13 protein-coding genes and 1 tRNA gene are annotated in these 19,110 nt (G+C 43.1%); 5 read left to right on the top strand and 9 right to left on the bottom strand.

Annotation, left to right across the window (positions count from 1 at the left end):
* Window positions 1–264: 264 nt before the first annotated feature.
* From CHB62_RS09020 to CHB62_RS09050, 7 genes are all read right to left on the bottom strand, one after another.
* Window positions 265–1,722, bottom strand: coding sequence for a TrkH family potassium uptake protein (locus CHB62_RS09020; protein ID WP_089366575.1), 1,458 nt, complete (start codon window positions 1,720–1,722; stop codon window positions 265–267).
* Window positions 1,723–1,724: 2 nt separating this feature from the next.
* Complete coding sequence (gene trkA / locus CHB62_RS09025; protein ID WP_089366576.1) at window positions 1,725–3,065, bottom strand: Trk system potassium transporter TrkA; 1,341 nt, start codon at window positions 3,063–3,065, stop codon at window positions 1,725–1,727.
* Window positions 3,066–3,125: 60 nt separating this feature from the next.
* Window positions 3,126–5,048, bottom strand: a complete 1,923-nt coding sequence (dxs, locus tag CHB62_RS09030) for a 1-deoxy-D-xylulose-5-phosphate synthase (RefSeq protein ID WP_089366577.1) — start codon at window positions 5,046–5,048, stop codon at window positions 3,126–3,128.
* Window positions 5,049–5,587: 539 nt separating this feature from the next.
* A complete protein-coding gene (locus tag CHB62_RS09035) occupies window positions 5,588–6,670 on the bottom strand; it encodes an OmpA family protein (RefSeq protein ID WP_089366578.1) in 1,083 nt (360 codons plus the stop codon).
* Window positions 6,671–7,106: 436 nt separating this feature from the next.
* Window positions 7,107–8,528: an MATE family efflux transporter gene (locus CHB62_RS09040; RefSeq protein WP_089366579.1), complete on the bottom strand. Its 1,422-nt coding sequence runs from the start codon at window positions 8,526–8,528 to the stop codon at window positions 7,107–7,109.
* Between the two features lie 231 nt (window positions 8,529–8,759).
* A complete protein-coding gene (gene bamJ / locus CHB62_RS09045) occupies window positions 8,760–9,440 on the bottom strand; it encodes a BamJ family beta-barrel-assembly machinery protein (RefSeq protein WP_089366580.1) in 681 nt (226 codons plus the stop codon).
* Between the two features lie 113 nt (window positions 9,441–9,553).
* Entirely contained in the window at window positions 9,554–11,101 is a 1,548-nt protein-coding gene (locus CHB62_RS09050) for a glycine--tRNA ligase (RefSeq protein ID WP_089366581.1), read from the bottom strand.
* Between the two features lie 340 nt (window positions 11,102–11,441).
* Here CHB62_RS09050 and CHB62_RS09055 point away from each other — a divergent pair, with 340 nt between their 5' ends.
* The 3 genes from CHB62_RS09055 (at window position 11,442) to CHB62_RS09065 (ending at window position 16,196) form a co-directional block, all read left to right on the top strand.
* On the top strand, window positions 11,442–14,168 hold the full coding sequence (locus CHB62_RS09055; protein WP_089366582.1) for a DNA gyrase/topoisomerase IV subunit A: 2,727 nt from the start codon (window positions 11,442–11,444) through the stop codon (window positions 14,166–14,168).
* Window positions 14,169–14,325: 157 nt separating this feature from the next.
* On the top strand, window positions 14,326–15,162 hold the full coding sequence (locus tag CHB62_RS09060) for a DUF3316 domain-containing protein (RefSeq protein ID WP_089366601.1): 837 nt from the start codon (window positions 14,326–14,328) through the stop codon (window positions 15,160–15,162).
* On the top strand, window positions 15,159–16,196 hold the full coding sequence (locus CHB62_RS09065; RefSeq protein ID WP_089366583.1) for a S41 family peptidase: 1,038 nt from the start codon (window positions 15,159–15,161) through the stop codon (window positions 16,194–16,196). Before CHB62_RS09060 ends, CHB62_RS09065 begins: the two co-directional genes overlap by 4 nt.
* A 37-nt stretch (window positions 16,197–16,233) precedes the next feature.
* Here the strand turns inward: CHB62_RS09065 and CHB62_RS09070 are convergent, their stop codons facing one another.
* Window positions 16,234–16,731 carry a hypothetical protein gene (locus CHB62_RS09070; RefSeq protein WP_240616185.1) on the bottom strand — a complete coding sequence of 166 codons (498 nt, stop codon included), beginning with the start codon at window positions 16,729–16,731 and terminating at the stop codon, window positions 16,234–16,236.
* A gap of 286 nt (window positions 16,732–17,017) precedes the next feature.
* Here CHB62_RS09070 and CHB62_RS09075 point away from each other — a divergent pair.
* Window positions 17,018–17,099: transfer RNA gene (locus CHB62_RS09075), tRNA-Leu, on the top strand.
* A gap of 420 nt (window positions 17,100–17,519) precedes the next feature.
* Window positions 17,520–18,401 carry a hypothetical protein gene (locus tag CHB62_RS09080; RefSeq protein WP_089366585.1) on the top strand — a complete coding sequence of 294 codons (882 nt, stop codon included), beginning with the start codon at window positions 17,520–17,522 and terminating at the stop codon, window positions 18,399–18,401.
* A 452-nt stretch (window positions 18,402–18,853) separates the two neighbouring features.
* Here CHB62_RS09080 and CHB62_RS14650 read toward each other — a convergent pair whose 3' ends face one another.
* Window positions 18,854–19,093, bottom strand: coding sequence for a hypothetical protein (locus tag CHB62_RS14650; RefSeq protein WP_176414862.1), 240 nt, complete (start codon window positions 19,091–19,093; stop codon window positions 18,854–18,856).
* Between the last annotated feature and the right edge of the window lie 17 nt (window positions 19,094–19,110).

Below are 19,110 nucleotides of genomic sequence, written 5' to 3' on the forward strand. Positions count from 1 at the left end.
TGGTTTCGGTGTGTTTTGGGGAATTATTAAGTGTTATAAGATAGGAAGAGAAAGAGGGAGACTGTAATAGACGACAGTCGTCAATGTTTTATTATCACGATAATAAATATTTTTCTTCATGAAAAGAAATATTTTTTCTCGTGAAGATAAATATTTTTTTTCATGAAAATAATTTGCTTATGACAGTTGTAGAGGAAAAATAAAAGCCTTTATGAGGTATCATCTTGAAACGAGTATGATCCTGATAAAGGCTTTTATCCATCATTAGTTCTCCTTCCAAAAGGCCGGAGTAAATAGTACTAAGACTGTAAACAACTCCAGACGACCTACGAGCATAAGGAAGGAACAAATCCATTTAGCCAAGTCTGGCAGTTGTGCCCATGACATGGTAGGTCCAATCTCCATACCTAAAGTAGGTCCAACATTACCCAAAGAACTCAATGTAATTGTGATAGCATTCGTGTTATCAATGCCAACTGCAATCATTGTGAAGGCACAGAAAAGAGTTAGGATGAGGTAAAGTCCTACGAAACCCAAAAGAGTCACACGCTTAGATTGTGGGATGTTTACACCGTCAATCTTCATTGGTAAGACTGCATTCGGGTGTAGAATCTGACGGAACTCATTGCGTACCACCTTCAAAAGCATTACGCCACGAATACTCTTGATACCGCCACTTGTTGAACCAGAACAGCCTCCAAAGAACATACAAGCGGCTAAGACTACCCACGTAACATGAGGCCATTTACCAGCATCATCACTGAAGAGACCCGTCGTAGTAATAAAGGACACCACTTGAAAGAGTGCACTACGGAAGGCATGTTCTATGTCATAATGATTTCGATAGACAAGTTCTGCTGCGATGAAGATGGCAAACGCCAGTACCATAATCGTATAGAAACGGAACTCACTATTCTTTATAAGTTTCTTGATGTCTAATCCCACAGCCGAAGCATACAATAAAGTAAAGTTGACACCAGAGAGAAAACAGAATAAGGCACAGACATACTCTTCTGTAGGAGAGTGGAAAGTAGCGATAGAACCACTCTCCGTAGAGAAACCTCCCGTCGCCGTACTGGTCATTGAATAGTTGAAGGCATCGAACCATCCCATGCCACAAACCTTATAGGAGAGGATACAAGTGATGGTTAGAACTAAATAAACCACCCATATCCACTTAGCACTCGTACTCAATCGGGGATGTAGCTTACTCTTAATAGGGCCGGTAGCCTCGGCAGCAAACACCTTTACCGAACCTCCTACCATAGAGGGAAGGATGGCAATAGTAAAGAATACGATACCTAATCCTCCTATCCATTGCGTTAGCGAACGCCAGAAGAGGAGTCCTTTAGGGAGATACTCAGGATAGTCAATGATGGATGCTCCCGTCGTAGTAAAGCCTGACATTGCTTCAAAGAAAGCATCTGTGAAACTCTTAATACCACCACTCAACATAAAAGGTAGTGTACCGAAGAGCGTAAAGAATATCCAAGATACCGTTACAACGAAGTAAGCATCACGACGTCCCAAGAGGTTATCGGCATTGCGTCCAAGCAATCGTAAGGACAAACCTGTGCCCAACGTGATGAGAATACTCCACACGAAAGGCATGATATCGGTGCCTTGATATAATATTGCCACAAATAGACAAACGAGCATCAATACACCCTCTATCCATAGCAACGAGCCAAGTATCTTGGAAATAAGTCTCAGATTAAGCATGGTTAAATAAACAATTTCTCTACCTTTTTAATATCGACATTATAACAGAATACCACCACAGAGTCGCCAGCCTCAATCTGTGTGTTACCAGAAACAAGCATTCCTTCTCCGTTTCTTACGAGTCCACCGATGGTCATTCCCTTTGGGAGATTAAGTTCTCGAACAACTTTCCGAGTCACTTTCGAGTTAGGGCTGGGTACAAACTCAGCCACATCAGCATTGACAGACATAAGGAATTTCACGTTCTCTACGTTTGCGTCGAGTAGCATCTGATAGATATGACTGGCTGCAAGTGCCTTCTTATTGATAATCGTACCAATATCCAGACCGTCTGCAGTAGCCACATAATCGAAGTTCTCAACTGATGCTACCGTCTTACGAACGCCCAATCGCTTAGCTGTCAGACAAGCTAAGATATTCGTCTCAGCATTAGACGTTAGCGCCACAAAGGCTTGTGTGTGGCGTATTCCTTCTTCTTGTAATAACGCAATATCCCGACCATCACCATTAATGACCAATCGGTCTTCACTGAAGACATCGTTCAGAACCTCGCAGCGGGCGGGGTCTTGTTCGATAATCTTTGCATTCATGTATTCTGGTAACATCTTCACTGCACGTGCAGCAGTCTTGCCACCACCCATGAAGATAACATTCTGTACATCAACATATTGTTCTTTACCAACAATCTTACGGATGTATGGGATATACTGCTTTGTGGTCATGAAATAAACAAGGTCATACAACTGTAGCGTATCATTACCACCAGGGATGATGGTCTCCTCGTTATGTTTGATAGCAACAACATGATAAGGGTCGTCAGGTCCACTTATCTCACGCAGAGGACGGTTAAGAATCTCACAACTCTCACGCACCTTAATACCTAACATCACTAAAGCGCCGTCGTGTACATCCCAACGCTGGCGCACCCAAGACATTTTTAGACCGTTGATGATGTCCTTTGCTGCAAGAATCTCCGGATAGATGATATCGTTGATACCCATCTGACGAAAGAGCTCTTTGTTCTGTTCTTCCACATACTCTGGGTTGTCAACACGTGCTACCGTCTTCTTCGCACCCAACTGGTGTGCTATAACACAGGCAGCAATATTAGCCGATTCGTTTGGCGTTACTGCTATAAAGAGGTCGGCATGCTCTGCACCAGCATCTTTTAGACCTTTAATATTCGTAGCAGAGCATTCCATCGTAAGCAAGTCATACTCATTACCGATTTTCTCCAGGTTCTCTGGGTTCTCATCCATGAGTACAATGTCTTGCATGTTACGTGAGAGTAGCTTTGCCAGATAGGTTCCTATGGCGTAAGCGCCTGATATTATAATTTTCATACCTTATTCTTTTAGAGATGATACGAGGGAGTATATAGTAGGTTGTGGGCGAATGGTCTGTTATTCGTTACTATCCAACAACTGTTTCTTGATGCTTTCTATGTCTATTCCACAGATTTCACGCAGTTGCTGAACAGTTCCCTGTTCTACGAAGTGATCTGGCAATCCCATACGAGTGATATGTGGTGTATAACCATGATCACTCATCCATTCGGTCACAGCTGAGCCCAAACCACCATTGCGTACACCATCTTCTATCGTTATGATGCGTGAGAAGCGGTTGCCTACCTCTTCAAGGATTTTCTCATCTAAGGGCTTTAGGAAGCGCATATCATAATGGGCTATTGACGGACAATGCCCATTTGAGGTAGACGACTCTGCTCCCTCTACCAGTTTAATGGCCTTTTCAACGTCATTACCGATAGGACCGATACTCAATACAGCCACATCCCAACCATCGTGGATACGTCGTCCTGTTCCCACCTCAATCTCTTTGAGAGGACATTCCCAGTCTGTAAGCACACCCTTCCCACGTGGATAACGGATTACGAAGGTGCCTTTTCCTGGCAACTGTGCCGTGTACATCAATCGACGTAACTCACGCTCGTCCATTGGGGAAGCGATTGTAAGATTTGGGATAGGACGTAAGAAGGCCATGTCGAAAGCTCCATGATGGGTCGCACCATCCTCACCCACCAAGCCAGCACGGTCTAAGCAGATAACAACAGGAAGATTGAGGATAGCAGTGTCATGGATGATACTATCGTATGCACGTTGTGAGAAAGCACTATAAATATTACAGAAAGGCTGCAACCCATCCTTTGCCATGCCCGCAGAGAAAGTCACTGCATGGGCTTCAGCAATACCAACATCGAATGTTCTCTCAGGCATAACGTCCATCATAATATTCATCGAACAACCTGTTGGCATGGCTGGCGTTACTCCAACAATGCGTTTATTCTTTTTGGCAAGTTCTAACAGTGTCTTGCCAAACACGTCTTGGAACTTAGGAGGTTCGTTACTGCTGTCTTGCACAATACGCTTGCCCGTCTCTGGATCAAACTTACCGGGGGCATGCCATACCGTTGCACTCTTCTCAGCTGGTTCGTATCCTTTTCCCTTCTTGGTGTGCAGATGAAGTAGCTTTGGTCCCTTCATGTCTTTCAACTGGCGAAGAATACGCACTAATTCCTCAACATTATTACCATCAAAAGGACCGAAGTAGCGGATATTCATGCCCTCGAACATGTTCTGCTGATGTGATAAAGCCGACTTTAACGCATTGTTAAAGCGTAACAAACCTTTGCGACGTTCGTCATTCAGTAGACCTTTATCACGCAACCACTGTGATGCCTTGAAGCGTAGTCGGTTATAAGTCTCGTTGGTATCAAGCTTTAATAGATATTGCTCCATACCCCCCACAGCTCTGTCAATAGACATGTCATTATCATTCAGAATGATAAGTAAGTCATTAGGTTGGCTGGAGACATTGTTCAGTCCTTCGAAGGCTAAGCCTCCACTCATTGCACCATCACCAATGATGGCAACCACATGACGCTGCTGCTTCGTCAGTTTAGAAGCAACCGCCATACCCAATGCTGCAGAGATAGAGTTAGAGGCATGACCACAAGTAAACGTGTCGTATTCGCTCTCAAAAGGAGAGGGGAAAGGCATTAATCCGTTTAACTTACGGTTATTACAGAAGTTCTCACGTCGACCTGTAAGAATCTTGTGTCCGTATGCTTGATGTCCCACATCCCAAACGAGACGATCTTCTGGAGTGTTGAAAACATAGTGGCAGGCTACCGTTATCTCAGTTGCTCCTAAGCTGGAGGCAAGATGACCTGGATTGACGGCAACCTCTTCAATGATATCTTTGCGCAACTGCTGACATAATCTTGGCAATTCATCTAACGTTAACTTGCGCAAGTCGGCAGGTGACTGTATTTTATTTAGAAGGTCGAACTTATTTTCCTTTGACATTGTCGAATAACATGAAAACAATGCAAAGGTACGCTAAATAGCTTAAAAAGCAAAATAAAACAGTGAGGTATTCTGTTATTTATCCCAAAACGAGCCTTATATGAATGTTTGATATTGATTACCCAAACATGGAGACAGCGATACTACTTGTTAGAAGAAATGTTTTTAAGATGGTATGTTGTTACTCATAAAGCTTCGTGTAATTTTACTATAAACTAATAAGATACCTGCTTGCAGGAGGTTAACAGCAATGAAAAGGAGTTTTGTTGGATGGAGATTTACTATAGATAAGGTGTTATAGGTTCAGATGGTAATGGGCAGTAGGATAGTGGACATTCATCACTTCATATATAACGTGGTGTGTCTACTTCTATTCTCGTCTTTCTTCTGCAAAGTCCCACACTAAGTTCTTATAAAGAGTGGATAGAAGCATGGAATGATGAGAGTATATAAAAACAATAGGGATGAACCTTAAAGATTCATCCCTATCAGTTATTCTTGTCAACTAACCTTTGTCGGTTAGTGAGTTGTTAGCTTGATTACTTAACGTAAACAACAGCCAAACGGTTAGATGTTACACCCTGTACACCCTGACCCTTAGCCTCATCAACGATGACACCACGGCTCTGGAGATACTTAGCAACAACGTCTGCACGGTTCTGAGAGAGGCGGTCGTTGAATGCCTTAGAACCCTCTGGAGAAGCTGTACCTACGATCTGTACGTGACGGCCAGACTTAACCTCGTCAAGAGCCTTCTTAGCATCGTTTGTAAGGAAGTACTTACCTTGAGCGAATGTTACGAATACCAAGTTGTCAATGCAGAGAGTCTGAGTTGTCTGTGCAGGAACTTCCTTAACAACTTCCTTAACGACTTCCTTGATAACCTCCTTTGGTTTAGCGTTAAGCTGGTCACGGAGAGAGTTAATCTCATCGTTCAACTCACCAACATTCCAAACCTTGAAGTTGTGAGTACCATTAGAAGTCTTGAACTTGTAGTTAAGACCTACGAAGAGACCGAGCTGTGCTGCCTGCTTTCCAAACTGAATAGCATCGCCAGGACCGTGGGTGAGGTTCCAGAGAACTGCTGGTTCAACATAAAACTGCCAAGCTCTCTTTTCACCAAGGTTGTAAGCGAATGTAAGACCAGTCTTAGCTGTCAACTCTGTATCATCACCAGTGTTACCAGTCTGAATGAGGTGCTTGTCACCGTAAGTAATCCAGTAACCGATACCTGCCTCAGCTCCTACCTCGAAACGACGGTCTGGGTTGTACTCGCAGAAAAGGTTTGTGAAGTTGATAGTACCATTCAAACCGAGGTTGATAGCACGAACAACAGTGTGGCTGTTAGAGAAACCTAATGAACCAGTCTGCCAACGGTTGTCACCGAAGAAAGCAAGACCCTCGAGGTTTGCACCATAAACTGGGCTGAACTGCTTACCGAGCTTAAGACCTGCTACAGGGTTAACTGGAGCGAAATGTTTGAAATTAAGAGGACCTGTAACACCACCCTCAACGCCGAGGTAAATGTTGTCAAATGCCTTAGCCTTCTCGTAAGCTACCTGAGCTTGTGTACTTGTGATACCCATAGCGAGCATCGAAAGTGCAATCAAAAACTTTTTCATAAATGCTTAATATTAATTCTGTTAATTTTAGCGACTTAATTATATTCGGTGTGCAAAGGTAGCACTTTTTTTGAATAGACTACATTATTTCATAGAAAAAATTCTAATTTTTAGGTAAAAAAGTGCTTTTTCAACATCTTTTTCAGCGTTTTAGACAATAAAACGGGCTAAATGTGGTTATGTAGCTCGTTCCTTTCTGCACGGAAAAGGGCAACGAAGAAGGGCTAATTTACCAACAAATGTTTCCTATTAAACAATGCTTATAGGATGTTTCCATCCTCTTTAAGACACAAGGGTATGATTTTCTAATCTTTTGGAAAGTCTCCCTTCGCATGTCTCTTTCCACCTTATTATATATAATATATCTTTTTCTATTGACATATCTACGTATAAGAGGGTGATTCTCGATAATATTTTTTAGTCATTCCTTCCTTATTTAAGTCTTTCGGAGACGCTTGAAGAGGTAGAAGATAAACATCATACCACGTAGAGAAAGCTCGACAGCCATTGCAAACCATACACCACGCAGACCGTACTGGGACGCAAGGCAATAGGCTAATGTCAGACGGATAAGCCACATACTACCCAAATTAATCATCGAAGGTTTCAATGTGTCACCTGCTCCGACACAGACGCTATATGCCACGATGGCTGCTGCAAAGAATGGTTCGGCAAATGCTTCAATGCGGAGAATAGAAGTTCCCAAGTCTTGAATGGCTGTAACAGGAGATAAGAGTCCTATCATTTCTGGGGCAAAGATATACATCACAACACCCATGAAGGCCATGACTATCATACCCAGAAAGACTGTCATCCATGCGAAGCTACGATGGAGGTCACGTCTGTCAGCCCCCACACTCTGGCCTACTAAGGTTGTGGCAGCCTCACTGATGCCATATCCAGGCATATAACATAAGCTCTCTGCTGTAATAGCAAACGAATGTGCAGCAATCGCAACATTGCCCAAAGGAGCCACGATCATCGTTGATACGAGTTGAGCACCATTCATGAGTAGGTACTGTAAACCCATTGGTGCACTAATCTTCAGTGCGTTCCAGATATACTGCCATCGCCATGAGAAGCGTTCAGTATCTTGTTTCCATGCCAAAATAGGACTGCGGAAGATGGCATAATAAGCCAAGGGTAAAGCGACACAGACGAAGGCTAAGAGACTACCGAGGGCTGCACCAGCAACACCAGCACCAAAGCCTGGCATCGTCAGCTCTATCCCGAAGAGTGAGATAGTACGTGTAGGGAATATCAAGAAGTAGTTGAAAATAACGTCCAACACGCACATCAGTATTGCCATCATACTTGGACGACGCATGTCACCAGCCACTTTAAGCATAGCTCCCGACATGTATTCAATCAGATGAAATGGTGTGATACCGGAGAAGATGAGGAAGTAGACCATTGCATCATGCTGTATATCAGTTCCTCCACCGAGCCATATAGGGAGGCGTGGACCAATAAGGAAGGCGATAAGTAGCATTAACAACGAGAAGCAAAGTCCAAAGACATAGCCATGCCGCATGACTGCACGTGCCTTTGGAAAGTCATTCGCACCAATGAAATGAGCCACTTGTACAGAGAAACCCATCGTCACGGCACTCACTAAAGAGAAGATAAGCCATGTGGCTGGTTCGACAAGTCCAATGGCTGCTGATGGTTCTGCACCAAGCGATCCCACCATTCCAGCATCGATATAAAACATCAGTACCGTTGTTACTTGCGCTAAGATAGATGGGATGCTGAGTTGGATAATGAGATTAAACTTCTCATTCCTGCTCATCATCTCACCACTTCTAATCTTGGTGAGAAGCCTATCTGTGACGGATTTACGGAAGGATAAATGCACGGAACTACTATGATATCTGACGAGTGAAACCTAAGTAATTATTCAAGAAAGATGCGTGAAAGGGAGAGGCGGAAGACGTTATAGAAGGAGTGGTAGCTAATGAAAAGAGAAAAGGGACATCAATCTCGTCTGTTCACTTCTGTTCTAAAAACGAACACACGAGACTTTGTGCCCCTATACTATAAGACTAAAACTTGTTCTGACCTTCTTATGCAGCCTTTATGCTACCTTTTAATCCTTCAATTTCACGCCTGGATGAGAGAAATCATTCAGTCGTAAATCAAAGATGAGGGTTGAGTAAGCTGGTACAACACCAGAGTTCTTCTCACCATAACCCAACTGATAAGGGATGTAAACAGTCCAATGATCGCCACGGTGCATTGACATTAAGGCTGTTGTGAAACCATCGACAAGACTCGTCGGCTTACCCTCAGCATCGTAAGTAAGTCCGATGTAGCTGTGTACAGGGCGTGATGTTGCAGCGTTGAACTGGTTGCTTGACCATGACTTATCAAAGATAAGCCCCGATGTATAAGTCGTAGATGGAATCAGTCGACCCATATAGTGCATAGACACAGAGTCAGAATACAACGGACTTGTCGTACCTGTCCCTGCCTGTTCTACGTGTGCAATGATATAGTTTTCTGGACGATAAGTAAGCGCAGAACCTGTAGTTTGCTTCTGATTTTGGAAGGTGTAATTAAGTATTATCTTCCAAGAAGTGTCGCCACCCTTAATCTTCTGTTGGGTAGTCGTGTATAGATTATCCCAATAGGTCTCGTTTTTCGACTGCCAATTAGCATATTCTTCTACAGTATCATCATTCTCAGTACATGAGGTGAAGAGGCCTGTAGACAGCATCATTCCACCTAAGCAGAAGACACCAATCAAGGTCTTAATATTCTTTGTCATAGTCTGTTATTTGGCTATAAAAAGTTGACAGGGCAGGTTTTCTTGTTCTTCTTCGATCGTTTCTACGCTCTTTAGAGAACCAAAAGAACCTGTTCTGCTACCTTTCTCTTAAATTAGTCAATATCAATCTTCTTCAGTAATGAGGTGATAGATACGCGATCTTCGATAATCTCGCGCAGCTTCTCAACTGGTACACGCTCCTGCTTCATAGAGTCACGATAACGTAGCGTAACAGTGTTATCCTTCAGTGTATCACCATCAACAGTCACGCAGAAAGGAGTACCGATGGCATCCTGACGGCGATAACGCTTACCGATAGAGTCCTTAGCCTCCATGTGTGTGTTGAAGTGGAACTTAAGATTGTTAACAATCTCTTGTGCCTTCTCTGGCAGACCGTCCTTGTTTACCAATGGAAGAACCGCACACTTAACAGGTGCCAATGGCTCTGGCAATTTCAAAACAACACGACTTGAACCGTTCTCCAAAGCCTCCTCTGTATAGCTGTGACACATAACAGAGAGGAACATACGGTCAACACCGATAGAAGTCTCTACTACGAATGGAGTGTAATTTTCGTTGCGTTCTGGGTCGAAGTACTTCACCTGACGACCAGAATATTTCTCATGCTGAGAGAGGTCGTAGTTCGTACGAGAGTGGATACCCTCCACCTCCTTGAAACCAAACGGCATGTGGAACTCGATGTCAGTTGCAGCATTTGCATAGTGAGCCAATTTCTCGTGGTCGTGGAAGCGGTAGTTATCGTCGCCCATACCAAGTGCCTCATGCCATGCCAAGCGATGTTTCTTCCAATAATCAAACCATGTCATCTCTGTTCCAGGCTGGCAGAAGAACTGCATCTCCATCTGTTCGAACTCACGCATACGGAAGACAAACTGACGTGCAACAATCTCGTTACGGAAAGCTTTACCAATCTGACAGATACCGAAAGGCAATTTCATACGACCCGTCTTCTGTACGTTGAGGAAGTTCACAAAGATGCCCTGCGCTGTCTCTGGGCGCAAATAAATCTTGTTAGTAGCATCAGCAGATGCACCCACCTCGGTAGAGAACATAAGATTAAACTGTCGAACGTCCGTCCAATTGGTTGTACCGCTGATTGGATCAACGATTCCTTCGTCAAGAATAATCTGCTTCAAGGCCTCAAGGTCTGGTCCTTGCATTGCTTCTGTATAGCGTGCATGGAGGTCATCGCGCTTCTTCTGGTTTTCAAGGACACGTGGGTTAGTCTCACGGAACTTAGCCTCATCAAAGGCGTCGCCAAACTTCTTAGCAGCCTTAGCTACTTCTTTCGCAATCTTCTCCTCGTATTTACCAATCTGGTCCTCGATGAGGTTATCAGCACGATAACGCTTCTTAGAATCGCGGTTGTCTATCAATGGGTCGTTGAAAGCATCAACGTGACCACTTGCTTTCCATACTGTAGGATGCATGAAGATAGATGCATCGATACCAACAATATTGCTGTGTAGCAATACCATTGACTGCCACCAATATTGTTTGATATTGTTTTTTAGCTCAACACCATTCTGCCCATAGTCATAAACAGCTGCTAAACCATCATAAATATCACTACTTGGGAAGACGAAACCATACTCCTTACAGTGGCTTACAATCTTCTTGAAAACATCCTCTTGTGCCATAATTATCTATTTATACCTTAATTTTTGACGCAAAGTTACGCTTTTTTAGCCGAAAAAGAATAGGTTTACTGCGAAACTTTCGCCTAAATCGATTATTCTCAAAGTAAGTTTTGAATTGTAGGGAGTCGAGACGTGGCATCTACTAAAGTCCCCATTTGCTATCTGCGGTTCCCTTTGTGACACATGGAGGAGGGCTATGACACAGGCGAAACGAGCGTAGGCTGCAAACAGAAAACCAATTCGAACACTTGAATAAGCTATAATTTGCCTGTTTACTTTTTTTTTCGTACATTTGCAGTCTTATGAAGCTTGCTTCTTAAAGAGATAAAACAAGAACTATATGGATGACGAAATAAAAGACATGGACGGCCTTACTCCTGGTGAAGATAGCCAGGAGCAGAATTCTCATTCTGATTACAAGCCTGCTGATAGGTTTGATGCTTCTGCCGTGCATCATCTCTCTGGTATGTATAAAAACTGGTTCTTGGATTACGCCAGCTACGTAATCCTTGAACGTGCCGTACCTCATATCGAGGATGGATTGAAACCTGTACAGCGTCGTATCCTCCATTCTATGAAGCGAATGGATGATGGACGATATAACAAGGTGGCTAATATCGTGGGACATACGATGCAGTTCCACCCTCACGGTGATGCTTCTATTGGTGATGCCTTGGTGCAAATGGGACAGAAGGACTTGCTCATTGACACACAAGGTAACTGGGGAAACATTCTTACAGGCGACCGTGCAGCAGCACCCCGATATATTGAGGCACGATTGTCTAAGTTTGCTTTAGAGACGGTTTTCAATCCTAAGACAACGGAGTGGCAGCTCTCTTACGACGGAAGAAACAAAGAGCCGATTACGCTCCCAGTGAAGTTCCCACTGCTTTTGGCGCAGGGTGCTGAGGGTATTGCCGTCGGACTGTCATCCAAGATACTCCCACATAATCTTAACGACATCTGCGATGCTGCCGTTCACTACCTGCGTGGCGAGGAGTTTCATCTCTATCCTGACTTTCCAACAGGGGGTAGCATTGATGTTTCAAAATATAATGATGGGCAGCGAGGAGGCGTATTGAAAGTACGTGCGAAGGTTGAGAAACTCGACAATAGGACGCTTGTCATCCGTGAGGTACCTTTTACCAAGACAGCTAACACGCTTCAAGAGTCTATTACCAAGGCTGTTGAGAAGGGTAAACTGAAGATTCGTAGGGTGGAGGATATGACTGCTTCTGAGGTGGAGATTCAACTTCATCTTACACCGGGTACGTCAAGTGACAAGACTATTGATGCCCTCTATGCTTTCACTGATTGCGAGATAAACATTTCGCCAAACTGCTGTGTCATCCGAGATAACAAACCAGAGTTCTTGACAACATCGGATGTATTGCGCAATTCTGCCGAGCACACGAAGGCATTACTGCAACTTGAACTGGAAATCCGTAAGCATGAACTGGAAGAGCAGTTATTCTATAATTCTCTTGAACGTATCTTTATCGAGGATCGTATCTATAAGGAACGTAAGTTCGAGACGGCTAAAAATATTGACGAAGTTGTTGATTTCGTTGACTCAAAACTTGAGCCTTATAAGAAGAACTTTATCCGTGAGGTGACACGTGACGACATCATCCGTCTTTTAGAAATCAAGATGCAACGCATTCTGAAGTTCAATAAGGACAAGGCAGACGAGTTGATACAGAAAATTAAGGCCGAGATAGCTGAGATTAACAAAGATCTCAGTGAGATGGTACGTGTCACTATTGAGTGGTTTACACACCTGAAGGAGAAATATGGTAAGGATCATCCACGTCGTACAGAGATAAAGAGCTTCGACACAATTGTTGCGGCTAAGGTAGTCGACGCCAACGAGAAGTTATATATCGACCAACAAGAGGGCTTCATCGGTACGGGTCTTAAGAAGGCGGAGTTCGTTCAGAACTGTTCCGACCTTGATGATGTGATTATCTTCTACCGTGATGGTAAGTATAAGGTTATCCGAATAGCTGACAAAGTCTTTGTTGGTAAGGGCGTACTCTACGTACAAGTGTTCAAAAAGAATGATAAACGCACCATCTATAACGTGGTTTATCGGGACGGAAAGACAGGACCTTATTATATTAAACGTTTCAACGTCACTTCCATCACACGTGATAAAGAATACGACGTAACCCTCGGTACGCCTGGTTCTAAGATTAAATATTTCACGGCTAACCCTAATGGGGAGGCGGAGGTGATAAAGATTACACTCGACCCAAACCCTGATAAGAAGAAGCAGAACATCTTTATGGAGCGTGACTTTGCAAGTATTCTCATCAAGGGTCGCGCTGCAAAGGGTAATCTGCTGACCAAGGAGAGTATTCACCGCATCTCACTCAAGAGCCATGGACACTCTACATTAGGTGGACGAAAGGTGTGGTTCGACCCAGATGTCAACCGTATCAACTACGAAGACCATGGTCGTTACCTCGGAGAGTTCTCTGATCAAGATAGTATCTTGGTTGTTCTTAAGAACGGAGAGTTCTATATCACGAACTTTGACTCGGCCAATCATTATGAAGACAACATCCTGCGCATAGAGAAATTTGATGCTGACAAGCCTTGGACGGCTGTCATCTTCGATGCCGACAATCAGGGTTATCCTTACTTGAAGCGTTTTCAGATGGAAGCTAACAAGCGTCATCAGAACTTTATCGGAGACAATCCTAACTCCAAGATGGTACTGTTAACGGACGTTGCCTTCCCTCGTATTCAGATAACATACGGTGGAGCTGATGCCTCACGTGGTTCTGAGGAGGTCGATGCAGAACAATTCGTGGGTGTGAAGGGATTTAAGGCAAAGGGTAAACGTCTCACTACTTGGACGGTTGATAAGATTGAAGAACTGGAGCCAACACGCTTTCCTGAAAAGGAGAAGGAGGAGGATGAGAACTCTGACGACGACCCGCAGGAGGAGAACCCAACAACGGGTAACGAGGAGGAAAATCTCGATCCAGATGCTGGTAAGTCTCAGCAGCAGGTCATTGATGAGATTACTGGTCAGCTGAACCTCTTCGACAATGAGTAAACTGTATGATAAAAAGACTATTGAAAAGGGGGTGTACACCTCGTACACTCCCCCTTTCATCATTTTACTTATAAATACCTAATCATATTATCACCTATCAGTTTTTAACAAACAACTATTTGACTTGCATTTACATCCTATTTTCTTTATCAAGCCTATGAACCTAAAGACATTTTTATTTGGTTGTGTCTCACTTTTAGCAATAACCCTTTTCGCAACACCAACAGTTGCGTTGGCACAGGACACCTTACGTAGTAACAAGGTGATTACCAATGCACAGATGTTGGGAATTGGTGCTGTAAACGTCCTCGACACCTACCTCACACCCGAAGAATACGCTGGGACAGAACTTCGTTATATCTCCCATTCTGAGCGTGAGAACGGCTCTAAGCTGTCAAGAGAACTTATACACCAAGCACAAATCGTGTCTGTTCGTAATCGAAAGGAGAACAACAACGAATTAGGTGGCTTCTACAACTTTCAGTATAACTGGTTGTATGCCTTGGGGAAATGGAACGTTGGCGAAGGAGAACTGCTACTAAAAGTGGGTGGAGGAGTTGATACACGACTCGGTTTCCTCTATAATATGCGCAATTCTAACAATCCTGCACAAGCTTACGCACAGGTGAATATTGCACCGACTGCCGTGGCAGCTTATCGTTCCCACCTTCTCAAGCTCCCTTTCCAACTACGATATGAGGTGCAAGTGCCGCTCCTCGGACTGGCCTTCTCACCTAATTACGGACAGAGTTATTACGAGATCTTTACACGTGACAACTACGACCATAATCTTATTGTCACAACACCTGCGTCTGCTCCGTCGCTCCGCCAGCAGCTTACCTTTGATTTCACGCTCCGCCATACGACCTTCCGTGTAGGCTATCTTGGTGATTACCAGCAGGCGAAGGTCAATCAGCTACGCCAACATGTATGGAGTAATCTCCTCGTGATTGGTATTGTTCGTAAATTCTCAATCAATAAGTTTATCCCATGAGAAAGCTTTTTTCTTCCTTCCTATACGTACTGGTTTCATCACTGATAATCGTCAGTTCTGTGACAAGTTGCGTCACCAACGACCAGCTATCAGATAGTCCACAAGGCAATTTCGAGGCTTTGTGGCGAATCATCGACGAACACTATTGTTTCTTCTCACAGAAAGGAATAGACTGGCAGGAGGTGCACAGTCGTTATGCACGGCAGTTTGATAACTCTATGACAGCCAAACAACAGTTCGAGGTGATGACTAATATGCTTTCTGAACTGAAGGATGGACACGTCAATCTGTACACTTCTTTCGATGTAGGACGCTACTGGGCGTGGCATGAAGACTATCCCAAGAACTATTCTGATTCGTTAGAAAGGATCTACCTCAAGACTGATTATCTCATTGCAAGCGGCTTAGACTATACGGTCCTTGATGATAACATCGGTTATGTGCGCTGTGAGACATTCCAAGGGGCCATTGGCGCTGGTAATCTGGATGATATCTTCATTCATTTGCAACCCTGCAACGGACTGATAATTGACATAAGAAATAATGGAGGAGGGAGTGTTTCAAATGCTGAAACATTAGCTGCACGCTTCACAAACGAGGAACTACTCGTTGGCTACATACAGCATAAAACAGGGAAGGGACATGATGATTTCTCTTCGTTACAACCGCAATACTTAAAACCAGGAAAAGGTGTTCGTTGGCATAAACCAGTCATTGTATTGACCAACCGTAGCGTCTTCTCTGCTGCTAATGAGTTTGTGAAGTATATGAAATGTTGCCCAAATGTCAAGATTGTTGGCGACCGTACTGGCGGCGGAGCTGGTCTGCCTTTTACCTCAGAGCTACCTAACGGGTGGGCTGTGCGCTTCTCTGCTTGTCCGATGTACGACCGTGATAGACAGATGACAGAGTTTGGTATTGACCCTGACTATAAGGTTTCCCTCACTTCTGAAGACTTCGCACGAGGCAAGGATACGATTATAGAGTTTGCAAGAAAGGTGATTAAGACCCTTCCCAACGCCCAATCCCTCTAAAAGGAGGGACTGGGAGGTTCTGAAGAAACTTTAAGTTTTATATTTTACCTTGCTTAATCTCGTCAAACATCAGTTTGTTACCGACCTTGATAACCTTTACCTTATTGGTACATTTTATACCCATATCCAAGAAAGTGTACTGATACCAGTTGTTACCAAGGCTCACAACACGCAGAACCTTATGTGCATCGCTCGGTCCATCTTGAGCACCAGAGCGGAACAACCAGCCAGCATAAGCATCTGGAAGTGGGTCATATTCATAATCATACGCAGCCTTCAACACCTTAAGCAACTTCTTTGTGCAGTGCCTCTTTAGGTATGCAGTATTGTCAAAGCCTTTTGTGTTATACATAGAGGTAATGAGTGAGATAGCGGCACGCTCATCTTTACTCAAAGCATTCTTGGTAGGAACGGGCTTAACGGAGACTGTATTCTGCCTCATCATTACGCCAGTTTCACCAGTACCATTGTAAACTACAGAAGCTGACGCATACAAAGTTCCCATACATAGAACAGTTAATAATGTCTTTCTCATTGTCGATCGTTAGTTAGTTAAAGAATTAATATTGTTAAGATCATTGTTGGCTATTCGTAAAATCAGCCCCTCCTTTCTTATGAGGTATCTTAATCACACATGGACGCAAGGAGAGATTTATTTAGCAACCCATCTGTTTTTGCAAAGATATATCTTTTATTTCAATCGTAGACAAATGACATAAGATTATTTATAAACAAATGTCACATAGGTAGGAAAGGGATATAAAAGAAATTCCCAAATATTTGGTTATATCCAAAACATTGCGTATCTTTGCAGTCGTTATGCGCCTGTGGCGGAATTGGTAGACGCGCTAGACTTAGGATCTAGTAACTCACGTTGTGCAGGTTCGAGTCCTGTTAGGCGCACAAAAGTAAGGGCCAGATAATTGATTGTCAATTATCTGGCTCTTTTTTCATCTCCGTCTTCGGCCTTTCAAGATTGATTTTTTACTGTAAGGTGGGATGTAAACATCTTCAAGAGAGTCTGCTACAATGTTTTGAAGGAGGTGACAAACGAATTTATAATCGGTTTTGAGGGAAATAGACAGGTGTTTATTTATTTTTAACGACTAATGAGTGATAGTTGACGAAAGTATTTTTATCTTTGCGACTGATAGAATTTAATTGAACAGATAGAAGCCTTGTCTAATGAAATGAATAGGAGTTTAGCATTGCTTAATCCTTTGTTAGCAAGATAGGTTGGCAAGGGTTGAGTAGGTGCATGTGGCTTATAAATGAGCGATTAGATGACTTCAAAGGATAAAACAAATACTTAAAGAAAATGATATGAGACATTCACAATTTTTAGTAGCGGGTTTGTTAGCATTGACAACACTAAGTTTTACAGCATGTAGCAGTTCGGACGATGATGTAGATAAGCCTATCATTGAGCAACCATCGCACGTTGCTGATGCTGCGAGATACAAGGTGACAACATTTGGGTCTACTTGGAAGAGTATTGAACTGTCTGAGGGAGGACGTTATTTCATCGTTAAGAATGCCAGTATCTTGGGTACAAAAGATGACGAAATCCTCTCTGGTAGTTACGAGAAGAAGGGGGATAGTTATGTGTTGAATGGCTTTGGTGAGCTGACAATCACTCCGATCAATAAGTCTTCTTACAGTCTTCAGTTGACTAATAAGGGTAAGGTTTCAAAGTTGACAGCAGAGAAAGCAGGGGTGCTACCGTCTGATAAGAACACTGACTATCTGTGTCGCACGTGGAAATTCTCTCAGTTACACCTCACAGTGAGCTATGATGGTAAGCAAGTTTATGATGGGACGGCTACGACAACTTCTTTTAATGACGTTAAAAACGGTCTGAAGGCTGCTATTGACGCATCTGAGTATAAGGATAAACTCAAGTTGGCTAAAGAGAGATTAGATGATTTCAAAGACTTTGACATACTGCAGACAGTGACGTTCACACACGCTGGTTCGTATTATGTAACCAATAGTCGCAGTAATGAAGATGTGATGAATTATTGGCAATGGACAAATGCTAACGAGTTAGTAATTGCTGTCTCTGAGAAAGAAGACGGCTTTACCGATAAAGAGCAATTACCTCTTAAATTCGAAAAAGGTAAGCTGCTAATTACAGACAGTGATAGTGATGGTCATGAGGTAGTAACACTTACTGTGACGCTCCTGCCTGTTAATGGACAATAAGAGGACCTTTTGAGCGATAGAGAGGGCGGGGCTCACTTTTCTGTGGGCTCTGCCTGTGTGCAAATTTCAGCGCTTCGCTGTGAGAAGAGAATGCAGGGAAGGTTCTACAAGAATACGGATAGAGGAAGAAAAACCATTAGACGGACAGATAGAGAATGTTGAGATTTTTCGCTAATCACTCTCTTCTCCATTCGTGAAGAGGCTGAGGAAGCGACAAGAAGAGGCCTGACAGTATTTGAGAACATGCCCTTCTTGCGTGTTGAAGGAGGGTGTGTCAAAATGCAAATTAATAACTTGACAACTTTCAATCTATAAGTAGGATTCTTCTAAAGGCAAAGAAAAGACCATTTCTTTACTCAAAATCGAGTATAGAAATGGTCATTTTTTATTGGATTGTTTCAAACTGTAAGATTATCAAAATGATATTTGCATTTTGACACACCCTCCTTCTTTTATGCTATATGTAATGTGCTGATTTCTTGTAGGTTACAAACTTGGTAATGGGGAAGGATATACTCTTGTTTTGAAAGGCCTTTGTTTGGTGGTATGTAAGGATTTTTTACAAGAGTGTGGTAGCTATGTTCTCCTGTTAAAGCTCTCTTCCTAAAGTGTTTCTTTATTTCTAAGTATTGCTGTCCGATAAAACCACTATATGCTGCAATATTCTCTTCCAACCCTGCTGAAATACGCATGAATAGTTCTAATTTCA

The sequence above is a fragment of the Prevotella jejuni genome (assembly GCF_900187995.1).
Classification (GTDB): Bacteria; Bacteroidota; Bacteroidia; order Bacteroidales; family Bacteroidaceae; genus Prevotella; species Prevotella jejuni.